The sequence below is a fragment of the Streptomyces sp. NPDC059256 genome (assembly GCF_042753785.1).
Taxonomy (GTDB): domain Bacteria; phylum Actinomycetota; class Actinomycetes; order Streptomycetales; family Streptomycetaceae; genus Streptomyces.
Map to the genome: position 1 here is coordinate 20,578 of NZ_JBHYZO010000011.1, position 20,800 is coordinate 41,377.

The following is a 20,800-nucleotide window of genomic DNA, read 5'->3' on the forward strand; positions in this document are numbered from 1 at the left end:
CAAGCCTAAGCAATGCCAGAATTCAGGGAGACCACCGTGGCGGAACGACCTGCCCGCACTGCACCGAGGGACATCTACGAAGCTCGTGTGGTCCATACCGAACGACTCACGCCGCACATGGTGCGCGTGGTCTTCGGCGGGGAGGGCCTGGCGGGTTTCACCATGGACGGTCACACCGACAGCTATGTGAAGCTGATCTTCCTGACCGAGGGCATCACCTATCCCGAGCCCTTCGACCTGGTCCGCATCCGGCAGGAGTTCCCACGTGACCAGTGGCCCCTGAACCGCACCTACACGGTCCGCAGCTGGGACGACGCCCAGGGCGAGTTGACCATCGACTTCGTGGTGCACGGCGATGAGGGCCTCGCCGGCCCCTGGGCTGCCAACGCCAAGCCCGGCGATCTGCTGCACGTGCTCGGCCCCCATGGCGACTACGCCCCCGACCCCTCGGCCGACTGGCACCTCGTGGTGGGCGATGAGAGCGCGCTCCCCGCGATCGCCGCGGCGTTGGAGCAGATGCCGGCCGGTGCGATCGTCCATGCGTTCGTCGAGGTCGACAGCGCCGAGGAGGAGCAGAAGCTCATCACTCCGGACGGCGTCGAGGTCCAGTGGTTCCACCGCGGACAGAGTCCGGTCGGCGAGGCCCTGGTGAAGGCGGTCACCGAACTCGACTTCCCTGAGGGCAAGCTCTGCGCCTTCGTGCACGGCGAGGCGGCTTTCGTGAAGGAGCTCCGACGCCATCTGCGGCTGGAGCGCCAGGTGCCGCGCGAACAGCTGTCGATCTCGGGGTACTGGCGCTACGGCAAGAACGACGAAGCATGGCGTGCGGTGAAGCGCGAATGGAACGAGCAGGTGGAGCGGGAGCAGGAGCAGTCGGCCTGACCGCACCACAGAGCTCCACCATCCCCCCAACACCCCTGGCCGACTGACGGCCGGGGGTGTTGGACATACGGCGCTCCACGACGATCAGCGGTACGACGGCCGGGGATCGCGGCACGACGGCCGGGCGTACGGAAGCGGCCTGCCGGTTGGACGTACGGAAGCCGCCCCGTCCGGTGCGTAACCGCCCTCGCACGCCGTCGCACCTCGCGCTGGGGTGGGACCGCTCCCACCGCGCCATGTCGCGAGCATGCGGGCCTGACGGCCGGGCGACGGCACCGCCGCCCAATCGGCTGCACCGGACCGGCCGACCTCGATCGCCCTGCTCACTTCGCTGGGTGCCCCGCCGCCGTCCCGTACATCCGCGACGAGCGGTCCACATGGGCGAGGTGCCGTAGCGCCGCGAGCATCGCCTCGCCGAGCACGGTGCCCACTATCACTCGCTCGACCACGCCGTCCAAGGACGCCTTGGTCGCCACGAAGTCCAGGTCGGCACGGGCCACGCCCTCCGCGGCATCCGCGTAGGCGTCCAACACCTCCGAGAAGTCACCGTGTCCGATGCGATGCAGGGTGGCCAGGGCTCCGGCCAGCGCCTCCATCGCCGGACAGTCGTCCACGTCCTGCCACTCCCGTCGGGCGACCAGATCCGCCACCTGCTCCCGGGCGGTCTCCAGTGCCTCGTCCGGTTCGACTTCGGGATAGCGCTGGACCAGGAGGTCCGAGGCGACGCCCAGCACCTTGTGCACCGATTTGCTGGGATCGTCCACGGCGGCGAGGACATCGGCGATGGCAGCGACCTTCAGCCCCCCGACGTCGAGCAGAGCTCGGATCAGACGTAGTCGACGCTCGTGGGCGTCGCCGTAGGACGCCTGATTGGGGCTGGTCAACTCCCCTGCCGGTAGCAGCCCTTCCCGTACGTAGTACTTGATCGTCGGGACGGGAACCCCGGTTCTGCGACTCAACTCACCGATACGCACAGCCCGTCCACCTCTCCGCCCTTGCTCTTGCCGTTCCTCATCATAGATAGTGGCGCTCACGGATAGTGGACAGTGCCACTATCTATACTCTGGACGGGGGTCCTTCATGTCTTCCTGGCGTTCCTGGCATCGCCCACTCATGCTCTTCGCTGCTTCGATGGCCGTACTGGCGGCCGTATCGGCGATCGGCATGCTGGTGGACGACCGAATACTCGTGGGCTCGCGCATCTGGTTCAAGCCGTTCAAGTTCTCCGTGTCGCTGCTGGTGTACGCGGTATCCCTGGCCTGGATGCTCTCGCTGGTCACCCGCGCCCCAAGGGCCAGTTGGTGGGCCGGCACCACCATCGCCGCGACCGGCGTCATCGAAATGGTGATCATCACCGGACAGGTCGTCCGCGGCAAGCGCAGCCACTTCAACAACGAGACCGACTTCGACATCCTGCTCTACAACATCATGGCGTTCTCGATCATGGCTTTGTGGACGGCGGCCCTGGTCATCGCCGTACTCCTGTTCCGCTCCCGCATCGAGGACCGCGCCTCCACCTGGGCCCTACGGCTCGGCTCGGCGATCGCCCTGGTCGGCGCAGGTCTGGGAGTCCTGATGACCCTGCCCACCTCCGAGCAGCAGTCGGCCAGTGACAACGGCACGGCCACCACGGTGATCGGGGCGCACAGCGTGGGAGTGGCCGACGGAGGCGCGTCCATGCCGCTCACCGGCTGGTCGACGACCGGCGGGGACCTGCGGATCCCGCACTTCGTGGGCATGCACGCCCTCCAGGTACTGCCGCTGCTGCTGCTCGCCCTGCTCCTCCTCGCCACGCGCTTTCCCCGTCTGCGGGACGAACGCGTCCAGGTGCGCCTGGTGCTGACGGCATCGGCCGTCTACTCCGCCGTGCTCGCCCTGGTCACCTGGCAGGCTCTGCGCGGTCAGTCACTGATCGACCCCGATGCCGCGACGCTGACCGCAGCCGCCGTCATCGCCGCTGGCGGCGCGCTGGGCGTCCTGCTCTCCCTGCGCGGCGAAACGCCGTCCCCCCAGGACCAGGACGGCAGCGGCCAGGAATCCACCGAAGCGAGGCTGCCCGTATGACCGAAACCCTCTTCGACCTCTCCTTCCTCCTGGCGGTCCCCGTCTGGCTGCTGATGATCTTCGCGCCGACCTGGCGGGTGACCTCCCGCGTCGCCCGTTCGCCGCTGACGGTGGTGCCAATCCTGGTCGTGTACCTGGCGCTCGTGCTGCCCGTCCTGCCCGAGTTGTGGACGCTGGTCTCCGAGCCGACGCTGACCAAGCTCCAGGACCTGGTGGAGATCGCGGACGGCGCCGGAGCGGTCTGGGCCCAGATCATCGCGTGGGACCTGCTGGTCGGACAGTGGATGTTTCTTGAGGCCCGACGGCTCGGCATCCACCCGCTGGTGATGGGCCCGCTGCTCGTCTTCACGATCCTGCTCTCCCCGTTCGCCCTGCCCGTCTTCCTGGTGCTGCGCGCGGTGCAGGGTGTACGGATCGCCCGACGCGATCCACAGCAGTCCGAGCCCCGGGAGAGCTGAACCGAAACCGACGACGGCGGTACGGAGTACACCTACGGAGGTGCACCAGGGGCGCCGCAACTGCGGTGCCCCTGTCCGTACGCCTCCCCACACACCAGGCGACTTCACCTGATCGAGTGAAGTCTGCCGAAAGGATCCGCCGTACCCCGACCCGGCCCGATGCGATACCCCTGCAACCAACCGCCCACCCGGACCAATCCATCGGCGCCGCAGCCTCGAATACCTGGTGAAGACTGTCGGACGACAGACCGCTCACTGGAGGAAAGACCGCGTGAAAGAACCCGTATTCGTCGGCGGTCCGGCCCCGGCACAACCGGACCTACAGGAGTTGCTCGGCCTGGTCGCCCGCGGTGACCAGGACGCCTTCTCGCGGGTCTACGACGTGGTGTCCGGTCCGGTGCTCGGCCTGGTGCGAGCCGTGTTGCGCGATCCCGCCCAGTCGGAGGAGGTCGCCCAGGAGGTGCTGATCGAGGTGTGGCGCACCGCCGCCCGCTACCAGCCCTCCCGAGGCTCCGCGATGACCTGGATACTCACGCTCGCCCACCGGCGCGCGGTGGATCGGGTCCGCTCCGCCCAGGCCGCATCCGATCGTGAACAGCGAGCGGCGCTCCTGGACCGGACGCCCGAGTACGACGAGGTCATCGAGCAGGTGGAGGCCAGTCTCGAACGGGAGCAGGTCCGTCGATGTCTGGGCGGACTCACCGAACTGCAACGGCAGTCGGTGACCCTCGCCTACTACCGAGGGCTGGCCTATCGCGAGGTCGCCGAATTGCTCGCGGTGCCCTTGGGCACGGTCAAAACACGACTGCGCGACGGACTGATCCGGCTGCGCGACTGCCTGGGGGTGAATGCATGACCGCCGCCGACCTCCACACGTTGACCGGCGCCTATGTGCTGCACGCACTGGGACCGCAGGAACGAGCCGAATTCGAGCGCCATCTCACCGACTGCTCCTCCTGCGGGCAGGAGGTCCGCGAGTTGGCCGCCACCGCGGGGAGACTGAGCATGGCCGTGGCGATGGTGCCTCCGCCCGAGCTCAAGCAGCAGGTGATGCGCCGGATATCGAACGAGCGCCAGGTGCCCCCTGGGCCGGGCCGTTCCCGTCCGCTACGCGGCGGCCGTGGCCGCGCGCTGTCCCGCTTCGCCCTCGCGGCCTGCGTGGCTGCCGCGGTGGGTCTCGGCGGCACCACCGTCTGGCAGCACCAGCAGGCCGAAGACGCCAGGCAGGACGCGCAGCGTGCGGAGCAACGATCGGCCGATCTCGCCGCGGTCCTCGCGGCCCCGGACGCCAAGGTCACCACCGGTGCACTGCCCGGTGGGGGCAGCGGCACGATCGTGGTCGCCAGATCCCTCAACCAGGCGGCCTTCTTCACCACCAACATGCCAGAACCGCCGGCCGGCAAGGTGTACCAACTGTGGTTCAACGACGACGGGACCATGCGTTCGGCCGGTCTGATGGACTCGGCTGCGTCCGACAATGCCGTACTGATGAAGGGTCCGGTGGACGGCGCATCGGGCATGGGACTGACCGTGGAACCCTCGGGCGGCTCTGCTGAGCCGACGTCCGCGCCCCTCGCGGTGATGGACTTCCCGGCCTGACCGCTCCGGTGAGCCGTGCAACCAGCCGGCAAACCGACACCGTACGAGAAGTGCCGGGTGGGTACCGACCCCACCCGGCACTTCCATCCGTCCCACCCCTTCGTCCCTTCCCGTCCCTCCGTCCCTTCCCGTCCCTCCACCCCTTCGTCCCTTCCCGTCCCTCCGTCCCTTCTCACCGAGGAGCTCGCCCTGACCGATCCCACGCCCCCCGCACCAGCGTGTACACCCCTGCCGCCGCACCCCGGGAGGGTCGGCGCATGAGTGTGTCCGTGATGCTGTTCACCTCCGACCTGCGGGTGCACGACCAGCCCGCCCTGAGTGCAGCGGTCCGTACCGCCGACTCGGTCGTCCCCCTGTTTGTCGTGGACCGGGGGGTGAGCCTGGCCGGCTTCGACGCCCCGAATCGACGGGCCTTCCTCGCCGACTGCCTGGCCTCCCTCGACACCCATCTACGGGAGCGTGGCGGCCGGCTGGTGGTCCGTACCGGCGATGTCACCGAGCAGGTCTGTCGGGTGGTGACCGAGACCGGAGCCCACACGGTGCACATCGCTGCGGGTGTCAGCAGCTACGCCCGCCAACGCGAGGACCAGCTCCGACGCGCGCTCCAAGAGTTGCGTTGCACCCTCGAAGTCCACGACGGGGTGATCACCGCGCTGCCGCCGGGTCAGGTCACTCCCACGGGCAAGGACCACTTCGCCGTCTTCACGCCCTACTTCCGCCGCTGGGAAGCGATCGGATTGCGCCGGGCGCTGGGCGCGCCGCGCCGGATCGACGTCCCCGAGCTGCCCGGCCATCCGCTGCCTCGGCGTTCAGCGGTCCCGGGGCTCTCCCCCGGGCTGGCCCGCGGTGGCGAACGGGAGGGCAGGCTTCGGCTGACCGCCTGGCTGGCCGATCGGACCGCCGGTGCGGACGCCTACGAAGAACGCCACGACGACCTCCAAGGCGACGCCACTTCCCGGTTGTCGCCGCATCTGCACTTCGGCACGCTGTCGGCGACCGAACTCGTGCAGCGGGCCCGCAAGCGCGGCGGCCCGGGCGCCGAGGCTTTCGTACGCCAGCTGGCCTGGCGGGACTTCCACCATCAGGTACTGGCAGCCCGTCCTGACGCAGCCCACACCGACTACCGCTCCCGACAGGACCACTGGCGTCATGACGACAAGGAACTCGCCGCCTGGCAGGAGGGACGCACCGGCTGTCCGATCGTGGACGCGGGGATGCGGCAGCTGCTGCACGAGGGGTGGATGCACAACAGGGCCCGGCTGCTGACCGCCAGCTATCTGGCCAAGACCCTCTATCTGGACTGGCGGGCGGGTGCGCGGCACTTCCTGAGCCTGCTGGTCGACGGAGACATGGCCAACAACCAGTTGAACTGGCAGTGGGTGGCGGGAACGGGGACGGATACCCGACCCAATCGCGTCCTCAGCCCGCTGGCGCAGGCGCAGCGGTTCGACCCCAAGGGCGACTACGTACGGCGGTGGGTGCCCGAGTTGGCCGAGCTTGCCGGGGCGAAGATCCATCGACCACAGGAGCTGGGAGACCTGGAGCGGGCCCGACTCGACTATCCGGAACCCTTGATCGACCCGGCGGAGGGCAGGGCCCGGTTCGAGCACGCACGCGGCCTCCACTGAGATCGGGTGGAGTGCGGGCCACATTTCATCGCCGTGTTGTCACACCCGCGATGTGCCGTCGGATCACATCGGGCACGCGTGATTCAGGGCTGTGGCCGCCCGGATCGGGGCAAGGGAGCTGGATCCGGGGCTGCGTTGGGTCGTTGGGCGTCCACCGCACCCCGGGCCGGACTGACATGTGCCGCCTGGGCCTAGGCTGGGGCGATGCAACACAAGGACCGGCTGGACCGGGTGGTGGGTGCCGTTGTGGGATCGGCGGTCGGGGACGCGTTGGGGGCGCCCTTCGAGTTCCGTGAACGAGGGGTGTTCGCGCGGGAGTTCCCGAGCGGGGTCGGCGTGATGTGCGGGGGCGGCGGCTGGGATCCGGGCGAGGCCACCGACGACACGCAGATGGCGGTCCTGGTGGGGCACTCGCTCCTGTTGCACCGCGGCCTCGACCCGGTGGACGTCTTCGGGCGGTTCCAACAGTGGGTGACCGGCGAGCCCAAGGACATAGGGCTACAGACGGAGGACGTCCTCACCAGTGGACTCCCCTGGGATCGGGCGGCGGCCCACCACTTCCGGATCACCGGCCACTCGGCGGGGAACGGCTCCCTGATGCGTGCCTCCACCGCTGCCGTGTACTTCGCCCCCGCCGGACGTGAGGTGACGATGTCGGCCGGCCGCCGGATAGCGGCACTCACCCACGGGGACCGGGCGGCGTGGGAAGGCACGGCGATCCTGCATGAGTTGGTCCGCGTGGCACTGGCGGGCGAGGACCCCGGTGCTGCGGTCGACTCCGCCCTGGAGCAGGTGGACTCGGCGCATCGGGACCGTTGGGCCACGGTGTTGGCACCGGACTGGCAACCCCAGGACGCCACCGAGTTCAACGGCGCGGTGTGGCCGTGCCTCGGATCCGCGGTGTGGGCGCTTCGGACGACCGGTTCCTACGAGGAGTCCCTGGCCGCGGCGATCGACCTGGGCGGCGACACGGACACGGTGGCCGCAGTGACGGGAATGCTGACGGGGGCGGTGTACGGGGGTTCGGCGATCCCCGACCGCTGGTTGGAGCCCTTGCACGTACCGTTGCCCGGATTCGGCTCCGTGTTGCGCACACCGGATCTGGTGTCGTTGGCCATGGCACTCACCCACTAACGCCCTGGCACCCTGATGCTCTGCCGCCCTGAAGCTCAGCCCGGCCGTCGTCGATCCGCCGTTCAGTGGCGACGGTCCTGGTCGGCCGGTCGGCGAACGGTGTGCAGCTCACCGGTCAGGCTGGGGCAGGAGCGCCGTACGGCACCCCGGCCCCAGCTGACCAACGGGCGTCACCCCACCGAGCTGTACGCCACCACACCGCGCAACAGGGCGTCGACGGCCTTGCGGGCGTTCTTCGACACCGTGCTGCCGTCTTCGGTCGGCGCCGCGGCGGCGATCTGACCCAGAACGTCGATCACCTGCTTGCACCAGCGGACGAAGTCGCCGGCGGGCATCTCCGCTTCCCTGAGCACCTCGTCGAGGCTCTTGTCCGACGCCCACTGGTGGACGGCCCAGGCGAAGCCGAGGTCGGGCTCCCGCTGGCCCACCCCCTCCGCCTGGTTGATCTTGAAGTCTTCCTCCAGGGCGTCCAGTCGACCCCAGATGCGGACCATCTCACCGAGCGCGGCCTGTGCCCTGCCGGCGGGAACCTTGGGTGCGACCGCATCATCCGACTGACGTGCCTCGTAGACGAGGGCCGAGACGCAGGCGGCGAGCTCCGCAGGACTGAGTCCCTCCCACACCCGGTCCCGGAGGCATTCGCTCGCGAGGAGGTCCAACTCTCCATAGAGCCGGGCCAGTCGTTTGCCGTGCGCCGTGACCTCGTCACCGCGCAGATAGTCCATCTCGGTCAGCAGGGCGACGATGCGGTCGAAGGTGCGGGCGATCGTGTTGGTGCGCCCCTCGATGCGCCGCTCCAACTGCCGGGTGTCCCGCTGGAGTCGGTGGTACCGCTCGGCCCAGCGGGCATGGTCCTCCCGCTCGGCACAGCCATGACACGGATGGGCGCGCAGTTCGGTCCGCAGCCGGGCGATCTCCCGGTCATCGGCCGCGGCGGAGCGCTCCTTGCGGTGCCGCTCGGGCACGATGTGTCCGGCCTTCGTCCGCAACGCCGACGCCAGGTCACGCCGGGACTGGGGTGAGCGCGCATTGAAGGTCTTGGGGATGCGCATCCGGTCCAGGGCCTCCACGGGCACCGGAAAGTCAATCGAGGCCAACCGCTTGACCTGCCGCTCTGCCGTCAGGACGACCGGACGAGGACCGTCGTGGTGCTCGAACCCGCGGTGTCCGTTGGTCCTCCCGGCCGGCAGCCCCGGATCCAGGACGAGCGCCAGCCCGGCGAACTTGCCCGTGGGCACATGAATCACATCGCCCGGCTTGAGCCGCTCCAACGAGACGGCCGCGGCGGCCCGACGCTGCGCGCTGCCCTGCTTGGCCAACTCCGTTTCCCGGTCCTTGAGGTCGCGGCGCAGCCGTGCGTACTCCTCGAAGTCGCCCAGGTGACAGGTCATGCCCTCGCGGTAGCCTTCGAGCCCCGCCTCGTTCTTCTGGACCTGCCGTGAGATGCCCACGACCGAGCGGTCCGCCTGGAACTGGGCGAACGAGGTCTCCAGCAGCTCCCGCGAGCGGTGTCGACCGAACTGCTGCACCAGGTTGACCGCCATGTTGTACGACGGCTTGAAGCTGGACCGCAGGGGATAGGTACGGGTGCCGGCGAGGCCCGCGAGTGCGGCCGGGTCCATCGCCCGCTGCCACAACACCACCGCGTGGCCCTCGACATCGATGCCGCGCCGCCCGGCCCGACCGGTGAGCTGCGTGTACTCACCGGGGGTGATGTCGGCGTGCTGCTCGCCGTTCCACTTGACGAGCTTCTCCAGGACGACCGAACGCGCGGGCATGTTGATGCCGAGCGCAAGGGTCTCGGTGGCGAACACGGCCTTCACCAGCCCACGGACGAACAGCTCCTCCACGACCTCCTTGAAGGTGGGGAGCATTCCGGCGTGGTGCGCGGCGATGCCCCGCTCCAGGCCCTCCAACCATTCGTAGTAGCCAAGGACATGGAGGTCTTCGGTGGGAATGCTGGCCGTGCGCTCCTCCACGATCTCGCGGACCCGCAGCCGCGCACTGTCGTCGTTGAGCCGCAGCCCGGCGTACAGACACTGTTGGACCGCGGCTTCACAGCCGGCCCTGCTGAAGATGAAGGTGATCGCGGGCAACAGCCCCTCGGCGTCGAGGCGCTCGATGACCTCAGGCCGCCCCGGCGTCCAGATCCGGCTGCGCTGACGCCGCTCGCGCTCACGGTCGGCCTCGCGGACCATCTTGCCGCGACGTCGGTCACGAGGGTTGTACGAGCGCTGGTTCTCCATCCGGGCGAGCCGGACGAGATCGGGATTGACCTCGCGGCGGCCGACACCGCGACCTCCGTGGTCGGTCTCCTCCTCGAAGAGGTCGTACATCCGGCGACCTGCCATGACGTGCTGCCACAGGGGCACCGGGCGGTGCTCCGAGACGATCACCTCGGTGTCGCCACGGACCGTGTCGAGCCAGTCACCGAACTCCTCGGCGTTCGACACGGTCGCCGAGAGCGACACCAGCGTCACCGACTCGGGGAGGTGGATGATCACTTCTTCCCAGACCGCGCCCCGGAAGCGGTCGGACAGATAGTGAACCTCGTCCATCACGACATAGCCGAGGCCGCGGAGCGCCTGGGACCCGGCGTACAGCATGTTCCGCAGGACCTCGGTGGTCATCACGACCACCGGGGCGTCGGCGTTCACGCTGTTGTCGCCGGTGAGCAGGCCCACCCGGTCCGCCCCGTACCGTTTGGCGAGGTCGGTGTACTTCTGGTTGGACAGGGCCTTGATGGGCGTGGTGTAGAAGCACTTGCGGCCCTGTTGCAGGGCGAGATGGACGGCGAATTCGCCGACGATGGTCTTCCCTGAGCCGGTGGGCGCGGCAACGAGCACACCCCTGCCCGCTTCCAGGGCCTGACAGGCTTCGATCTGGAAGGGGTCCAGATCGAACTCGTACATCTCGCGGAAGGGGGCCAGCGCGGTGGCTTCCTCAACGGCGCGGATGCGGGCGGCGGCGTAGCGCTCTGCGGGAGAGAGATCCTCGGTCATCTTGCTCACGAGCCTACCCGCCGGGTACGACAGTCAGCGCGGCCTTAATCGACGGATTGTCGCCCCGGGTGCGCGTCGCCGCCCTGGTCGGGTGATGGACCGGCAAACGTGGGGCGTCGAGCCGTGGCGCCCGCCCTGCCTGACTTCGGGCCCTCGGATGTCGAGGGGCGACCCGAACGGTCGGGGACACGGTGTCCAGCGGGTCGGGGACACGGTGTCCGGCGGGGAAGCCCTGCGGATCCATCGCCGCGGGGAGTTCGTCACCCGTGACCGTGGGTGAGCACCTGCACCGCTCCGGTCACACAGGTGGCGGTCAGGGGCAGCGGACCCAATGACTCGCCGTCCGCGTAGCCGGTGATCCCCTCCGCCTCCAGGGTGATCGAGCGGGCCCGGTGGACGGTGACCTTCGGATGGTCGAGATGGGTCCCGCGGTAGACACGGGGAAAGACCCTCAGCAGGGTGGTGCGGGTGCACTGTCCGACCACGGTCACGTCGAAGAGCCCGTCGTCCATCTCAGCGCCCGCACAGATCCGCATCCCACCGCCGTAGGAAGGTCCGTTGCCGATGGCGATGAGGGTGGCTTCCAGGGTGCGCGGCGGTCCATCGTCGAGGCTCATGCGGTAAGAGAGCGGACGCAGGGCCATGAGTTCGGCGAGCATCGCGATGTCATAGCTGAAGCGACCGCGCGGCCAGCTCATCCGGTTGGCGCGGTCGTTCACACGCGAGTCGAAGCCGCTGGCCAGGACCGTGCCGAACCAGGTCCGCCCCACCCGCCCCAGGTCGATTTCACGAGTCGTGCCGTCGCGCAGCGCCCGTGCCGTCACCCTCCCTGCACCCGCTGGATCTCCTATGGGCAGATCCAGTGCTCGGGCGAAGTCGTTGCCGGTGCCCACGGCGATCACTCCGAGCGGGGTGGTGGTCCCGGCGACGGCCTGGAGGGCGAGGGACACGATTCCATCACCGCCGACGGCTATCAGCGCCCCGGTACCGCCGACGACGGCGGCACGTGCCCGGCGCAGGGCGTCCGGGGCGTCCTCGCCCACGAGGGTGCGTACCGAGAAGCCGGCTTCCCGCAGGGCACGGGCGGCGGGCTGGGCCGCGCCCGCACCGCGACCGCGCCCTGCGGTGGGATTGACGAAAAGGGTGATCTCGCTGGTCACCCGCGAGACGTTACTGCACGTCGCAGCCGTGCCAGCAGGCTCGGCGGCGTCGGACGGTGACGGGTTCCGCCCTCGGTAGCGGGCAGGTCTCAGGTGATGTCGTCGTACCCGTTGAGCTGGTGGGCCCGTCTGCCGTCGCCGCTCGCCTGCTCCGGGAGCGAGCGCGAGGCTCCCACCGGCTCGATGCCACCGACGTCCTCGGGGGTGAGGTCAAGGTCGGATGCTTCGTCCGCACCGGGTCCCTTGGCCTCGCGGATCGCCCGCCGTCGGTCGTTGAGCAGGGAGAAGGCGGTGGCGAAGAAGTACAGGACGACGATCGGCGCGGCCAGGAGGACCATCGTCAGCGGGTCGGTACTCGGGGTCGCGAGGGCGGAGAAGACCGTGATCCCCATGATCATTCCGCGCCACCAGCCGAGCATCTTGCGCCCGGTCATCACCGAACCGAGGTTGAGCAGGACCAGGAGCAGCGGTAGTTCGAAGGCGAGTCCGAAGACGATCACCATGCGGGTGACCAGATCGAGCAGGTCGTCCAGCGGCAACAGGTTGTCCACGCCGAACGGGGTGAACTCGATCAGGACCTTCGCTGTGGTGGGCAGCACCTGGTAGGCGAACCAGCCGCCGCCGAGGAAGAGCGGGAACCCCGCGCCGACGAACGCCAGCGCGTACTTCTTCTCGCTCTTGTGGAGACCGGGCGCGAGGAACGCCCAGAGCTGGTAGAGCCAGATCGGCGAGGCAAGCACCACACCCGCCATCAGGGAGACCTTGAGGGCCAGGGTGAAGGGCGTCAGGAGACCGTTGATGGTGATCTGGGCGCAGGTGGTGCCCGCCGGCTGCTTCCTCAGCTCGGAGAAGGAGTCGGCGCATCCGACCGACTCCAGGACCGGCTTGGTGAAGAAGTTGATGATGTCGTTGTAGAAGAAGGCCGCGACGACCGTGACGACGACAACGGCCAGCAGCCCCTTGGCGAGGCGGTTCCGGAGCTCACGCAGGTGCTCCACGAGGGGCATCCGGCCCTCGGGGTCCTTCTCCTGCTTGCGGGCAGACTTGAGCAACCCACGTCCTCATCTCGTGCGACAGGCCCGCACCGGTGACCGGGCCTGTGGGCGGCCCTGTCTCAGCGCTGGGTGGAGTCCGTGGGCTCGGCCACGGGACGCGAACTGCTCACGTCCCCTGGCGCTGCCTTGATCGTGCGCGGGGCGGGGACGTTGTCCTCCGGGGCGCCGGGCTGCGGCGGAGCGGCCGGGGCGGTCTGCTGACCGTCCGACTTCATCGCCTTGGCCTCGCTCTTGAGGATTCGGGCGGACTTGCCGAGGGAACGGGCCATGTCCGGAAGCTTCTTGGCACCGAACAGCAGGATGATGACGACGAGGATCAGGATGATCTCCGGAGCGCCGATCCGTCCGAACATAAGCGTGTACCTTCTCACCGAGGCGGCATGGGGCTGAGCTGCGGTAGCGGTGGTCGAGCCGCGACCGGCTGCGATCGTAACTCTCACGGGTGAACACAAGGCAATCCCCTTGCGTACTCCCGTTTGCGGCCGGCGCCTCATTACCCGTGACCGCCGTCCCTCAGCGTACCGTCCTGCCGAGGCATACAGCAGGGGCGAGATCGGGGGCGATCTCCCGAAGTGTGCCCCCCTGAGGTGATTGGACATCGCCCGATCCCCTTCGGAAGCTTTCGTTCCGGGTGTTCGGCGTCCCACTCCGTGATACGCACCCGGCCCCCGGGGGCCCACAGCAGGCTCGGGGCGCAGCCCCTGTGGTCAACGCTTGTGATCAGTACACCTAGCGGCTTGTGATCAGTACACCTAGCGCAGGGTCTCGCCGGTGCGGGCGAGGTCGGACGCCGCCCGCTCCAGGTCCTCCACAGCACGGCCGATGCGATCGGTGGTCCGGGCGACCTCGCGCCCGAGCCGCTGCGTCTCGATGAACACCCGGACGCCGAGGACACCGAGAATGGCGATCCCGAGGAAGCCGAGGGCAATGGCGATCATGGGCCAGAACATGCGGCCGAGCCTAGACGGTTCCCGTCGGCCGGGTGAGCCGCAGGGTGCGGACCCCGCCGACGGTGAGCATCTCGACGATGCGCTCCCCGGCCGGCTTGCGCACCGACGTACCGCACTCGGGACAGGTGAAGGAGTAGAAGGTCGTACGGTGACTGGCCCCGATCGCCAGTCGCAGCGCCTCGGCCGACAAGTCGAAGCGGGCGCGGCAGTCGGGACAGGCGGCGGTGAACAGCACCGGCCCGTGTGCGGAAGTGACTGACGACATCAGAGACATGCGGTGCGGCTCTCCTTGTCCTGACCGGCGGGGTGACTTCCCCATCTGATCGCCGGGGTCGATCCGGACCGTCCGGAACCCCGACGTCGGGGGCGACTAGAGCTGGCCGGACAACTGCTCCGGCACCGGGACTCCCGTACCCTCTCCGGTCTCCGGGTCCACCCCGTAGGCGGCGAGTGCCTGCCGTGCGGCCAGCTTGGCGCTCTGCGCCAACTCGACCGGGGCCGTGATCCGCCCGTCGCGACCCAATCTGAGCGCCAGCCTGCGCAGCGACGCCGGAACCGGGGTGCGCACCGTGATCCGCAGACCGCCGTCGGGGAGCTCCTCGGCCCCTTCGTGCGGGTAGTACTCCGCCACCCACCGACCGGCGGGACCCACCTCGACCACGACCTCCGGGTCATCTGCCGAGGGCTGCACCAGAGCCTCGGACAGGTCCCGCAGCTCAAGCTCGGGCGGCGCGGAGGGAGCGTCGAGCAGCTTGATCTCGGCAACGCGATCGAGACGGAAGGTACGGCGGGCCTCCGAGAGCCGACACCATCCCTCCAGATAGGTGTGCCCCACCGCGAACAGCCGGATGGGATCGACCTCGCGCTCGGTCAGCTCGTCCCGCGCGGGCGAGTAGTAGCGCAGCCAGAGCCGCCGCCGCTCGGAGATCGCCCGATCCACATCGGCGAAGACCCCGCCCTCGGACTCGAAGGTCACCGAGAGCCGGGAACTGGCGCCCGCGGCCTCCCCCGCCGCCGCTTCCAACTTGGCGGTGGCGCGGAGCAGGGCGTCCCGGTCCCCCTCGCGGAGCCCGGGCAGCGTCGCCACCGCACGCGCCGCGACCAGTAGCGCGGTCGCCTCGTCCGCGGCGATCCGCAGCGGTTCGGCGACATCGTCGGGGTTGTGCCACCAGATGTGGTCCCCGTCGGTGTCGATGTCGAGGAGGTCGCCGCCGCGGAAGCTGGTTCCGCACATCGGCAGCACGTCGAGGTCGGCGATCAGTTCGTCCTCGGTGATCCCGAAGGCCCGGGCGACATCCCCGACGCGTGCGCCGGGGCGCTCCCTCAGATAGGTCACCAGCGACAGCATCCGCCGGGTCTGGTCAATGGCGTTGGCGGCCATAGTCGTACGAGTCCCCCTCAGCCCTGTGCCACGGCGAGCAGCCGGTCCACCACTTCGGCCCGCAGATCAGCGGGCTCCACCACCACGACGTCCGGGCCGAACTCCACGAGCCACGCGTCCAGCCCGTGTCCGTAGGGAATCTCCAACTCGTCCCAGTCGGCGTCGATCTCCCGTACGGCCGTCGCCCGCGCCCGCAGCGGATAGCCGCAGTCGGTGCGCAGCCTGATCCGGGCGGTACGGGTGGCGGTCTCCCCCGCCCAGCTCTCCACGGTCTCCCGCACGGTGACCACATCGGGCACCGGGGCGGTGAACGCGCCGGCACGCGAACGGACCTTGCCGGTGATGCGTGAGAGCCGGAACACCCGCTCACCGCCCCGGTCGCGGTCCCAACCCGCCAGATACCAATGCCCGCGCCAGCACTCCAGCGTCCAGGGTTCGACCTGACGCTGCTCCGGACGGGCCGCGGTGGCCTTGCGGTACTCGAAGATCACCGGGCGCCGGTCACGGCAGGCCAGCATCAACGGCTCGAACGCGGCCTCCCGGACCGGGATGCGCGGCTCCAGCGCGGTGAGCTGACTGTCGAACGCGTCCTCGGCCTCGGGCATCCCGGCCGCGCGCAGTTTCTGGAGCGCGCCGCTGGCGGCACCGGCCAGCCGCGCCTGCTGCCAGACGCCTGCGGCAACGCCCAGGGCGGCGGCCTCTTCGGCGTCCAGGGTGATCGGTGGCAGGCGGTTGCTGTCCCTGCGGGCGAGGTAGCCCATCTCGCCGTCGAGGTTCTCCACGGTCTCGATGACGAGTCCGAGTTCCCTCAAGTCATCCTTGTCGCGCTCGAACATCCGGTTGAAGGACTCGTCCGAGCTGCCCGCGCCGTCCCCCGGACCGAACGTCTCCACGTACGCCTCGATGGAGCCGCGGAGTTCGCGCTTGGACAGCGGACGCCTCGTCCCGAGAAGGCACAGCGCCAGGTTCACCAGCCGCTCGGCCTTGGCAATCGCCATCGACGCCCTGCACCTCTATCTGATCGAGTCGCTTCCGCCCTGCTGACCGTACCGCCCCAGGGTGTCCGGACAAAAGCCGAAGGCCCATGCTCCTAGGAGCATGGGCCCTTACCGGCCGTTTGGAGGCCGAACGGCGAATACCGGTCAGACGGCGATCAGGTCACAGACGAAGATCAGCGTCTCGCCGGGCTTGATCGCATTGCCCGCGCCGCGGTCCCCGTAGGCCAGCTTGGCGGGGATGATCAGCTGACGACGGCCGCCGACCTTCATGCCCTGCACACCCTGGTCCCAACCCGCGATGACCTGGCCGACGCCGAGCTTGAACTGAAGCGGATTGCCGCGGTTCCAGGAGGCGTCGAACTCCTCACCGGTGGAAAAGGCCACGCCCACGTAGTGGACGGAGACGACGTCGCCCGCCTTGGCCTCGGGGCCGTCGCCCTCCCAGATGTCCTTGATCTCCAGGGTGGCCGGCGGCTCGCCGCCCGGGAAGTCGATCTCGGGCTTCTCGATGCTCACTACTACTGCTCCTCTGAATCGTGAACGCGGCAACCCGGACAGTCTTGCACTTCAAACGGGGTGACGCCGCCCGGGGCCGGTGCCGGTCCGCGGTCGGCTACGGCTTGGTCAGCAGATCGACCGTGAACACCAGCGTGGCGTCCTTGGGGATGCCCTGCTGCTCCTGGTCGGGGAAGCCCTGGCCGGGCGGGATGACCAGCAGGATCCGGCTGCCGAGCTTCTTGCCGATCACGCCGTCCTTGATGCCCTTCACCGGCAGCTGGCCCAGCTGCCAGGTGATGGTGGCGTCCGACTGGTAGGTGCCTCCGAGCGGCTTCGCGCCCTGCCAGACGAACGCGTCGTACTTCACGACGACGCCGTCCTTGGCGGTCAGCTCGGGACCGGTGCCCTCCAGGACGTACGAGGAGACGAGGTCCTTCGGCGGGGCCGAGGCGGGGATGGTTACCTTGGGGGCCTTGCCGTCGGTGTTGGTGGCGACCTTCGGCAGGTCCTTGTTGTCCTGCGCGACCTCGGAGCCCTTCGCGGAGACCGGCACGGCCTTCGCACCCACGATGTCCATCACGAAGACCAGCGTGGCGTTGGCCTTGATGTCGCCCTGCCCCTGCGCGCCGTACCCGAGGTCCGGCGGGATCGACACCTCAAGACGGCTGCCGACCTTCTGGTTGGCGAGCGCCTTCTGCCAGCCCTCGATGACGCCGGGCGCACCGATCGTCACGTCGAACGGCTTGCCGCGGTCGAAGCTGTTGTCGAAGGGCTTGTCCTCGTCCCACTCCTGACCGAGGTAGTTCACCTGGGTCAGGTCGCCCTTCTTGAGGACCTCGCCCTTGCCCGCGCTGATGACCTCGATCTTGAGCTGCTTGGGCGGATCGCCTTCGCCCTTGGCCAGCGTCGGCTTCTCGCCGAACTTCGCACCGGCGGTGATGGCGGGCAGCCCGCCCTTGGACGAGACGGAGTCAGAGCCCTTGTCTTCGCTGCCGCAAGCCACTGTCGACAACAGCAGCAAGGGGACGACAACAAGGCCGGCTAGTCGGCGCACGTGTTCCTCAGATCTCAGACGTCACTACGGTCCCGGATACTCTAGGGCGTGCCAAGGGCCCCGCACGAAGAACGCACGGGGCCCGGGTGGCGTTCCAGACGTGTGTACGTGTCCGGCACCGCTCGCGTCGCTACATGCCCGCGATGAGCTTCTCCACCCTGTCGTCGACGGAACGGAACGGGTCCTTGCAGAGCACGGTCCGCTGCGCCTGGTCATTGAGCTTGAGGTGGACCCAGTCGACGGTGAAGTCCCTGCGCTGCTCCTGTGCACGACGGATGAAGTCGCCGCGCAGCCGGGCCCTGGTGGTCTGCGGGGGCACCGATTTGCCCTCGAAGATCTTGACGTCGTTGCAGATGCGGGCGGCCTGACCTTTGCGCTCCAGAAGGTAGTACAGGCCGCGCCGGCGGTGGATGTCGTGGTAGGCGAGGTCTATCTGAGCGACCCGCGGATGCGACATGGTCATGTTGTGCTTGGCCCGGTACCGCTCGATGAGCTGGTACTTCATGACCCAGTCGATCTCGGTGCCGATCCGGTCGAGGTCCTGTGCGTCGATCGCGTCGAGCGTGCGGCCCCAGAGCTCCAGCACCTGCTCGACGGTGCCGGTACGGATGCCGCGCCGGTCGACGAAGTCCACGGCCTTCTCGTAGTACTCGCGCTGGACCTCCAGTGCGGAGGCTTCGCGCCCGCTGGCCAGTCGGACCTTGCGCTGGCCGGTGATGTCATGGCTGACCTCGCGGATCGCCCGAATCGGGTTCTCCAGGGTGAGATCGCGTATGACGGTGCCCGCCTCGATCATGCGGAGCACCAGATCGGTGGCGCCGACCTTGAGCAGCATGGTCGTCTCGGACATGTTGGAGTCGCCCACGATGACGTGGAGGCGCCGGTAGCGCTCGGCGTCGGCGTGCGGCTCGTCCCGGGTGTTGATGATGGGGCGTGAGCGGGTGGTGGCGGAGCTGACGCCCTCCCAGATGTGCTCGGCGCGCTGGCTGACGCAGTACACCGCGCCGCGCGGAGTCTGAAGGACCTTGCCCGCGCCGCACAGCAGCTGGCGCGTGACCAGGAAGGGGATCAGGATGTCCGCGAGTCGGGAGAACTCCCCGTGCCGTGCGACCAGGTAGTTCTCATGGCAGCCGTAGGAGTTTCCGGCCGAGTCGGTGTTGTTCTTGAACAGGTAGACGTCGCCTGCGATCCCCTCCTCGTGCAGACGCCTTTCGGCGTCGACAAGTAGACCTTCGAGAATGCGCTCGCCTGCTTTGTCGTGGGTGACCAGCTCGGTCACGTTGTCGCATTCGGGTGTGGCGTATTCCGGATGCGAACCCACATCGAGATAGAGGCGGGCGCCGTTCCGCAGAAAGACATTGCTACTGCGGCCCCAGGAGACAACTCGGCGGAAGAGGTAGCGCGCCACTTCGTCAGGTGACAGTCGGCGCTGTCCCCTGAACGTGCACGTGACGCCGTACTCGTTCTCCAGCCCGAAAATGCGGCGGTCCATGTCTGAACATTACGCCTCAAGCCCTGAGCTGAAACCGGGTTCGGCGGCCCCATTCCGATCATTTTCCGCTGCGGGCTCCCCCTGTCCGGAAAGGCCGCCTCCGAAACCCACGATGTCGTTGGTGCGTTCGGGAGCCGCCAGGACCCGCTGGGTGGCCACCAGCACCACGAGCGCGGCGATGCCTCCCACACCCGCGACGGCGAAGCTCCAGTCGGTGCCGCCCCACTCGGCGGCGGGGCCCGCGACCGCGGTTCCGGCCGCGGCTCCCACGCCGAACGTCGTGACCAACCAGGAGAACGCCTCGGTCACCGTGCCCCTGGGGGCGTGGCGGTCCACCACGATGAACGCACAGGCGATCGCGGGGGCGAGGAACACACCGGCCACGGCCGACAGAACGGTCATCAGGACCACCCCCGGGGTGAGCACGAGGGGCAGATAGCCGAGCGCCAGCAGGGCGATCAGGACCATCAAGCGTCGCTCGGGGGCGCCGGCCCACTGCCGTGCGCCGTAGAAGGTGCCGCCGATGAGGGCTCCGAGGCCGAGGGCGGCCATCAGGATCCCGTAGACCGATTCCCGGCCGTGGTCGTCCGCGTAGGCCACCCCCGCGACCGTGATGGACCCGAGGGCGAGGCCGACGAAGAAGAAGGAACCCAGCAGCGCCAGCAGTCCCGGCGAGCGCAGAGCGCCCAGCCAGTGGGCGTCCCGCGGGGCTGAGCGCCAGGTGCGGGAGGGCTCGGACAGGACCACGGAGAGCGCCCCGAGGACCCCGATCACATTGATCACCAAAAGGGCGGCTGCGGCGGACCAGACGGAGACGATCACGGTGACCAACAGCGGGCCGAGGGTGAACATGATCTCCTGGGCCACCGCGTCCATCGCGTACGCGCGGTGCACCCGGTCCTGACGCCCGAGCACGCTGGGCCACAGTGCGCGCAAGCCGCCTTCGAGGGGTGGGGTGAACAGTCCGGCCACCGCCACGGCGAGGTACGCCAGCGGCAGCGAGCCGATGCCGACCACGGCCAGCAACACCATGCCGAGCGCCGATACGACGGCTGCGGGAAGTTGCACCTTCGGCTGGCCGTGGAGGTCGATCGCGCGCCCCAGGAGGGGCTGACCTATCGCCGTGGCGATGCCGTAGGCGGCTGCGAGACCGCCGGCGAGGGTGTAGCTACCGCCTTCCGCCCGGGTGAACAGGACGATGGCGATGTGGGCCGTGGCATTGGGGAGGCGTCCGATGAGGGTGCCCGCGAGCAGGCGCGCCGCGTGCGGCGCCTTCAGGATGTCTGCATATCCGGTGGCTCCGGTGGCCTTGGCACCCATGGCTCGTCCCTCTCCCCGAAACACCGGAGTGTTACGTATAACTTCCGCCGTTATACGTACCATGTCGACAGTCCGGGGGTCTACTGTGCCGCCGCCCCGGATTCATGGGGAACAGGGCGGCTCCA

At 68.9% G+C, this 20,800-nt stretch carries 20 protein-coding genes; 7 read left to right on the forward strand and 13 right to left on the reverse strand.

The features are described 5' to 3' along the window. The first annotated feature begins 36 nt into the window (after positions 1–36). The gene (locus ACFXJL_RS22675; protein ID WP_384695119.1) at positions 37–882 is read left to right on the forward strand and encodes a siderophore-interacting protein; all 846 of its coding nucleotides are present in this window, start codon (positions 37–39) and stop codon (positions 880–882) included. Between the two features lie 323 nt (positions 883–1,205). Here the strand turns inward: ACFXJL_RS22675 and ACFXJL_RS22680 are convergent, their stop codons facing one another. Then, entirely contained in the window at positions 1,206–1,856 is a 651-nt protein-coding gene (locus ACFXJL_RS22680) for a MerR family transcriptional regulator (protein ID WP_358878218.1), read from the reverse strand. Positions 1,857–1,995: 139 nt separating this feature from the next. Here ACFXJL_RS22680 and ACFXJL_RS22685 point away from each other — a divergent pair, with 139 nt between their 5' ends. From ACFXJL_RS22685 to ACFXJL_RS22710, 6 genes are all read left to right on the forward strand, one after another. After that, positions 1,996–2,946, forward strand: a complete 951-nt coding sequence (locus ACFXJL_RS22685) for a hypothetical protein (RefSeq protein ID WP_384695124.1) — start codon at positions 1,996–1,998, stop codon at positions 2,944–2,946. Continuing rightward, positions 2,943–3,404 (forward strand): ABA4-like family protein, encoded by a 462-nt coding sequence (locus tag ACFXJL_RS22690; RefSeq protein ID WP_384695127.1) that lies wholly within the window; start codon positions 2,943–2,945, stop codon positions 3,402–3,404. The genes ACFXJL_RS22685 and ACFXJL_RS22690 overlap by 4 nt, the downstream gene beginning before the upstream one ends. A gap of 271 nt (positions 3,405–3,675) precedes the next feature. Beyond that, complete coding sequence (locus tag ACFXJL_RS22695) at positions 3,676–4,260, forward strand: sigma-70 family RNA polymerase sigma factor (protein ID WP_384695130.1); 585 nt, start codon at positions 3,676–3,678, stop codon at positions 4,258–4,260. Continuing rightward, positions 4,257–5,003 (forward strand): anti-sigma factor domain-containing protein, encoded by a 747-nt coding sequence (locus ACFXJL_RS22700; RefSeq protein WP_384695133.1) that lies wholly within the window; start codon positions 4,257–4,259, stop codon positions 5,001–5,003. The genes ACFXJL_RS22695 and ACFXJL_RS22700 overlap by 4 nt, the downstream gene beginning before the upstream one ends. A 257-nt stretch (positions 5,004–5,260) precedes the next feature. Then, positions 5,261–6,631 (forward strand): cryptochrome/photolyase family protein, encoded by a 1,371-nt coding sequence (locus ACFXJL_RS22705; RefSeq protein WP_384637353.1) that lies wholly within the window; start codon positions 5,261–5,263, stop codon positions 6,629–6,631. A gap of 204 nt (positions 6,632–6,835) precedes the next feature. Further along, the gene (locus ACFXJL_RS22710) at positions 6,836–7,765 is read left to right on the forward strand and encodes an ADP-ribosylglycohydrolase family protein (RefSeq protein ID WP_384695137.1); all 930 of its coding nucleotides are present in this window, start codon (positions 6,836–6,838) and stop codon (positions 7,763–7,765) included. A 170-nt stretch (positions 7,766–7,935) separates the two neighbouring features. Here the strand turns inward: ACFXJL_RS22710 and ACFXJL_RS22715 are convergent, their stop codons facing one another. From ACFXJL_RS22715 to ACFXJL_RS22770, 12 genes are all read right to left on the reverse strand, one after another. Continuing rightward, positions 7,936–10,767 carry a DEAD/DEAH box helicase gene (locus ACFXJL_RS22715; protein ID WP_384695338.1) on the reverse strand — a complete coding sequence of 944 codons (2,832 nt, stop codon included), beginning with the start codon at positions 10,765–10,767 and terminating at the stop codon, positions 7,936–7,938. A gap of 260 nt (positions 10,768–11,027) precedes the next feature. After that, positions 11,028–11,927 (reverse strand): diacylglycerol kinase, encoded by a 900-nt coding sequence (locus tag ACFXJL_RS22720; protein WP_384695140.1) that lies wholly within the window; start codon positions 11,925–11,927, stop codon positions 11,028–11,030. Between the two features lie 89 nt (positions 11,928–12,016). After that, positions 12,017–12,979 (reverse strand): twin-arginine translocase subunit TatC, encoded by a 963-nt coding sequence (gene tatC / locus ACFXJL_RS22725; protein ID WP_358878226.1) that lies wholly within the window; start codon positions 12,977–12,979, stop codon positions 12,017–12,019. A gap of 62 nt (positions 12,980–13,041) precedes the next feature. Beyond that, positions 13,042–13,335: a Sec-independent protein translocase subunit TatA gene (tatA, locus tag ACFXJL_RS22730; protein WP_358878227.1), complete on the reverse strand. Its 294-nt coding sequence runs from the start codon at positions 13,333–13,335 to the stop codon at positions 13,042–13,044. A 399-nt stretch (positions 13,336–13,734) separates the two neighbouring features. Continuing rightward, positions 13,735–13,932 (reverse strand): hypothetical protein, encoded by a 198-nt coding sequence (locus tag ACFXJL_RS22735; protein ID WP_384695143.1) that lies wholly within the window; start codon positions 13,930–13,932, stop codon positions 13,735–13,737. A gap of 10 nt (positions 13,933–13,942) precedes the next feature. Beyond that, positions 13,943–14,206: a hypothetical protein gene (locus tag ACFXJL_RS22740; protein WP_384637363.1), complete on the reverse strand. Its 264-nt coding sequence runs from the start codon at positions 14,204–14,206 to the stop codon at positions 13,943–13,945. 96 nt (positions 14,207–14,302) lie between these two features. After that, the gene (locus ACFXJL_RS22745; RefSeq protein WP_358878229.1) at positions 14,303–15,313 is read right to left on the reverse strand and encodes a WYL domain-containing protein; all 1,011 of its coding nucleotides are present in this window, start codon (positions 15,311–15,313) and stop codon (positions 14,303–14,305) included. A gap of 17 nt (positions 15,314–15,330) precedes the next feature. Further along, positions 15,331–16,311: a helix-turn-helix transcriptional regulator gene (locus ACFXJL_RS22750; protein WP_384695147.1), complete on the reverse strand. Its 981-nt coding sequence runs from the start codon at positions 16,309–16,311 to the stop codon at positions 15,331–15,333. A 144-nt stretch (positions 16,312–16,455) separates the two neighbouring features. Then, positions 16,456–16,827 (reverse strand): FKBP-type peptidyl-prolyl cis-trans isomerase, encoded by a 372-nt coding sequence (locus ACFXJL_RS22755; RefSeq protein WP_384637369.1) that lies wholly within the window; start codon positions 16,825–16,827, stop codon positions 16,456–16,458. 97 nt (positions 16,828–16,924) lie between these two features. Beyond that, the gene (locus tag ACFXJL_RS22760) at positions 16,925–17,863 is read right to left on the reverse strand and encodes an FKBP-type peptidyl-prolyl cis-trans isomerase (RefSeq protein WP_384695150.1); all 939 of its coding nucleotides are present in this window, start codon (positions 17,861–17,863) and stop codon (positions 16,925–16,927) included. Between the two features lie 130 nt (positions 17,864–17,993). Next, positions 17,994–19,355, reverse strand: a complete 1,362-nt coding sequence (gene pafA / locus ACFXJL_RS22765; protein ID WP_329016342.1) for a Pup--protein ligase — start codon at positions 19,353–19,355, stop codon at positions 17,994–17,996. Between the two features lie 9 nt (positions 19,356–19,364). Next, positions 19,365–20,675 (reverse strand): MFS transporter, encoded by a 1,311-nt coding sequence (locus ACFXJL_RS22770; protein WP_358878232.1) that lies wholly within the window; start codon positions 20,673–20,675, stop codon positions 19,365–19,367. Between the last annotated feature and the right edge of the window lie 125 nt (positions 20,676–20,800).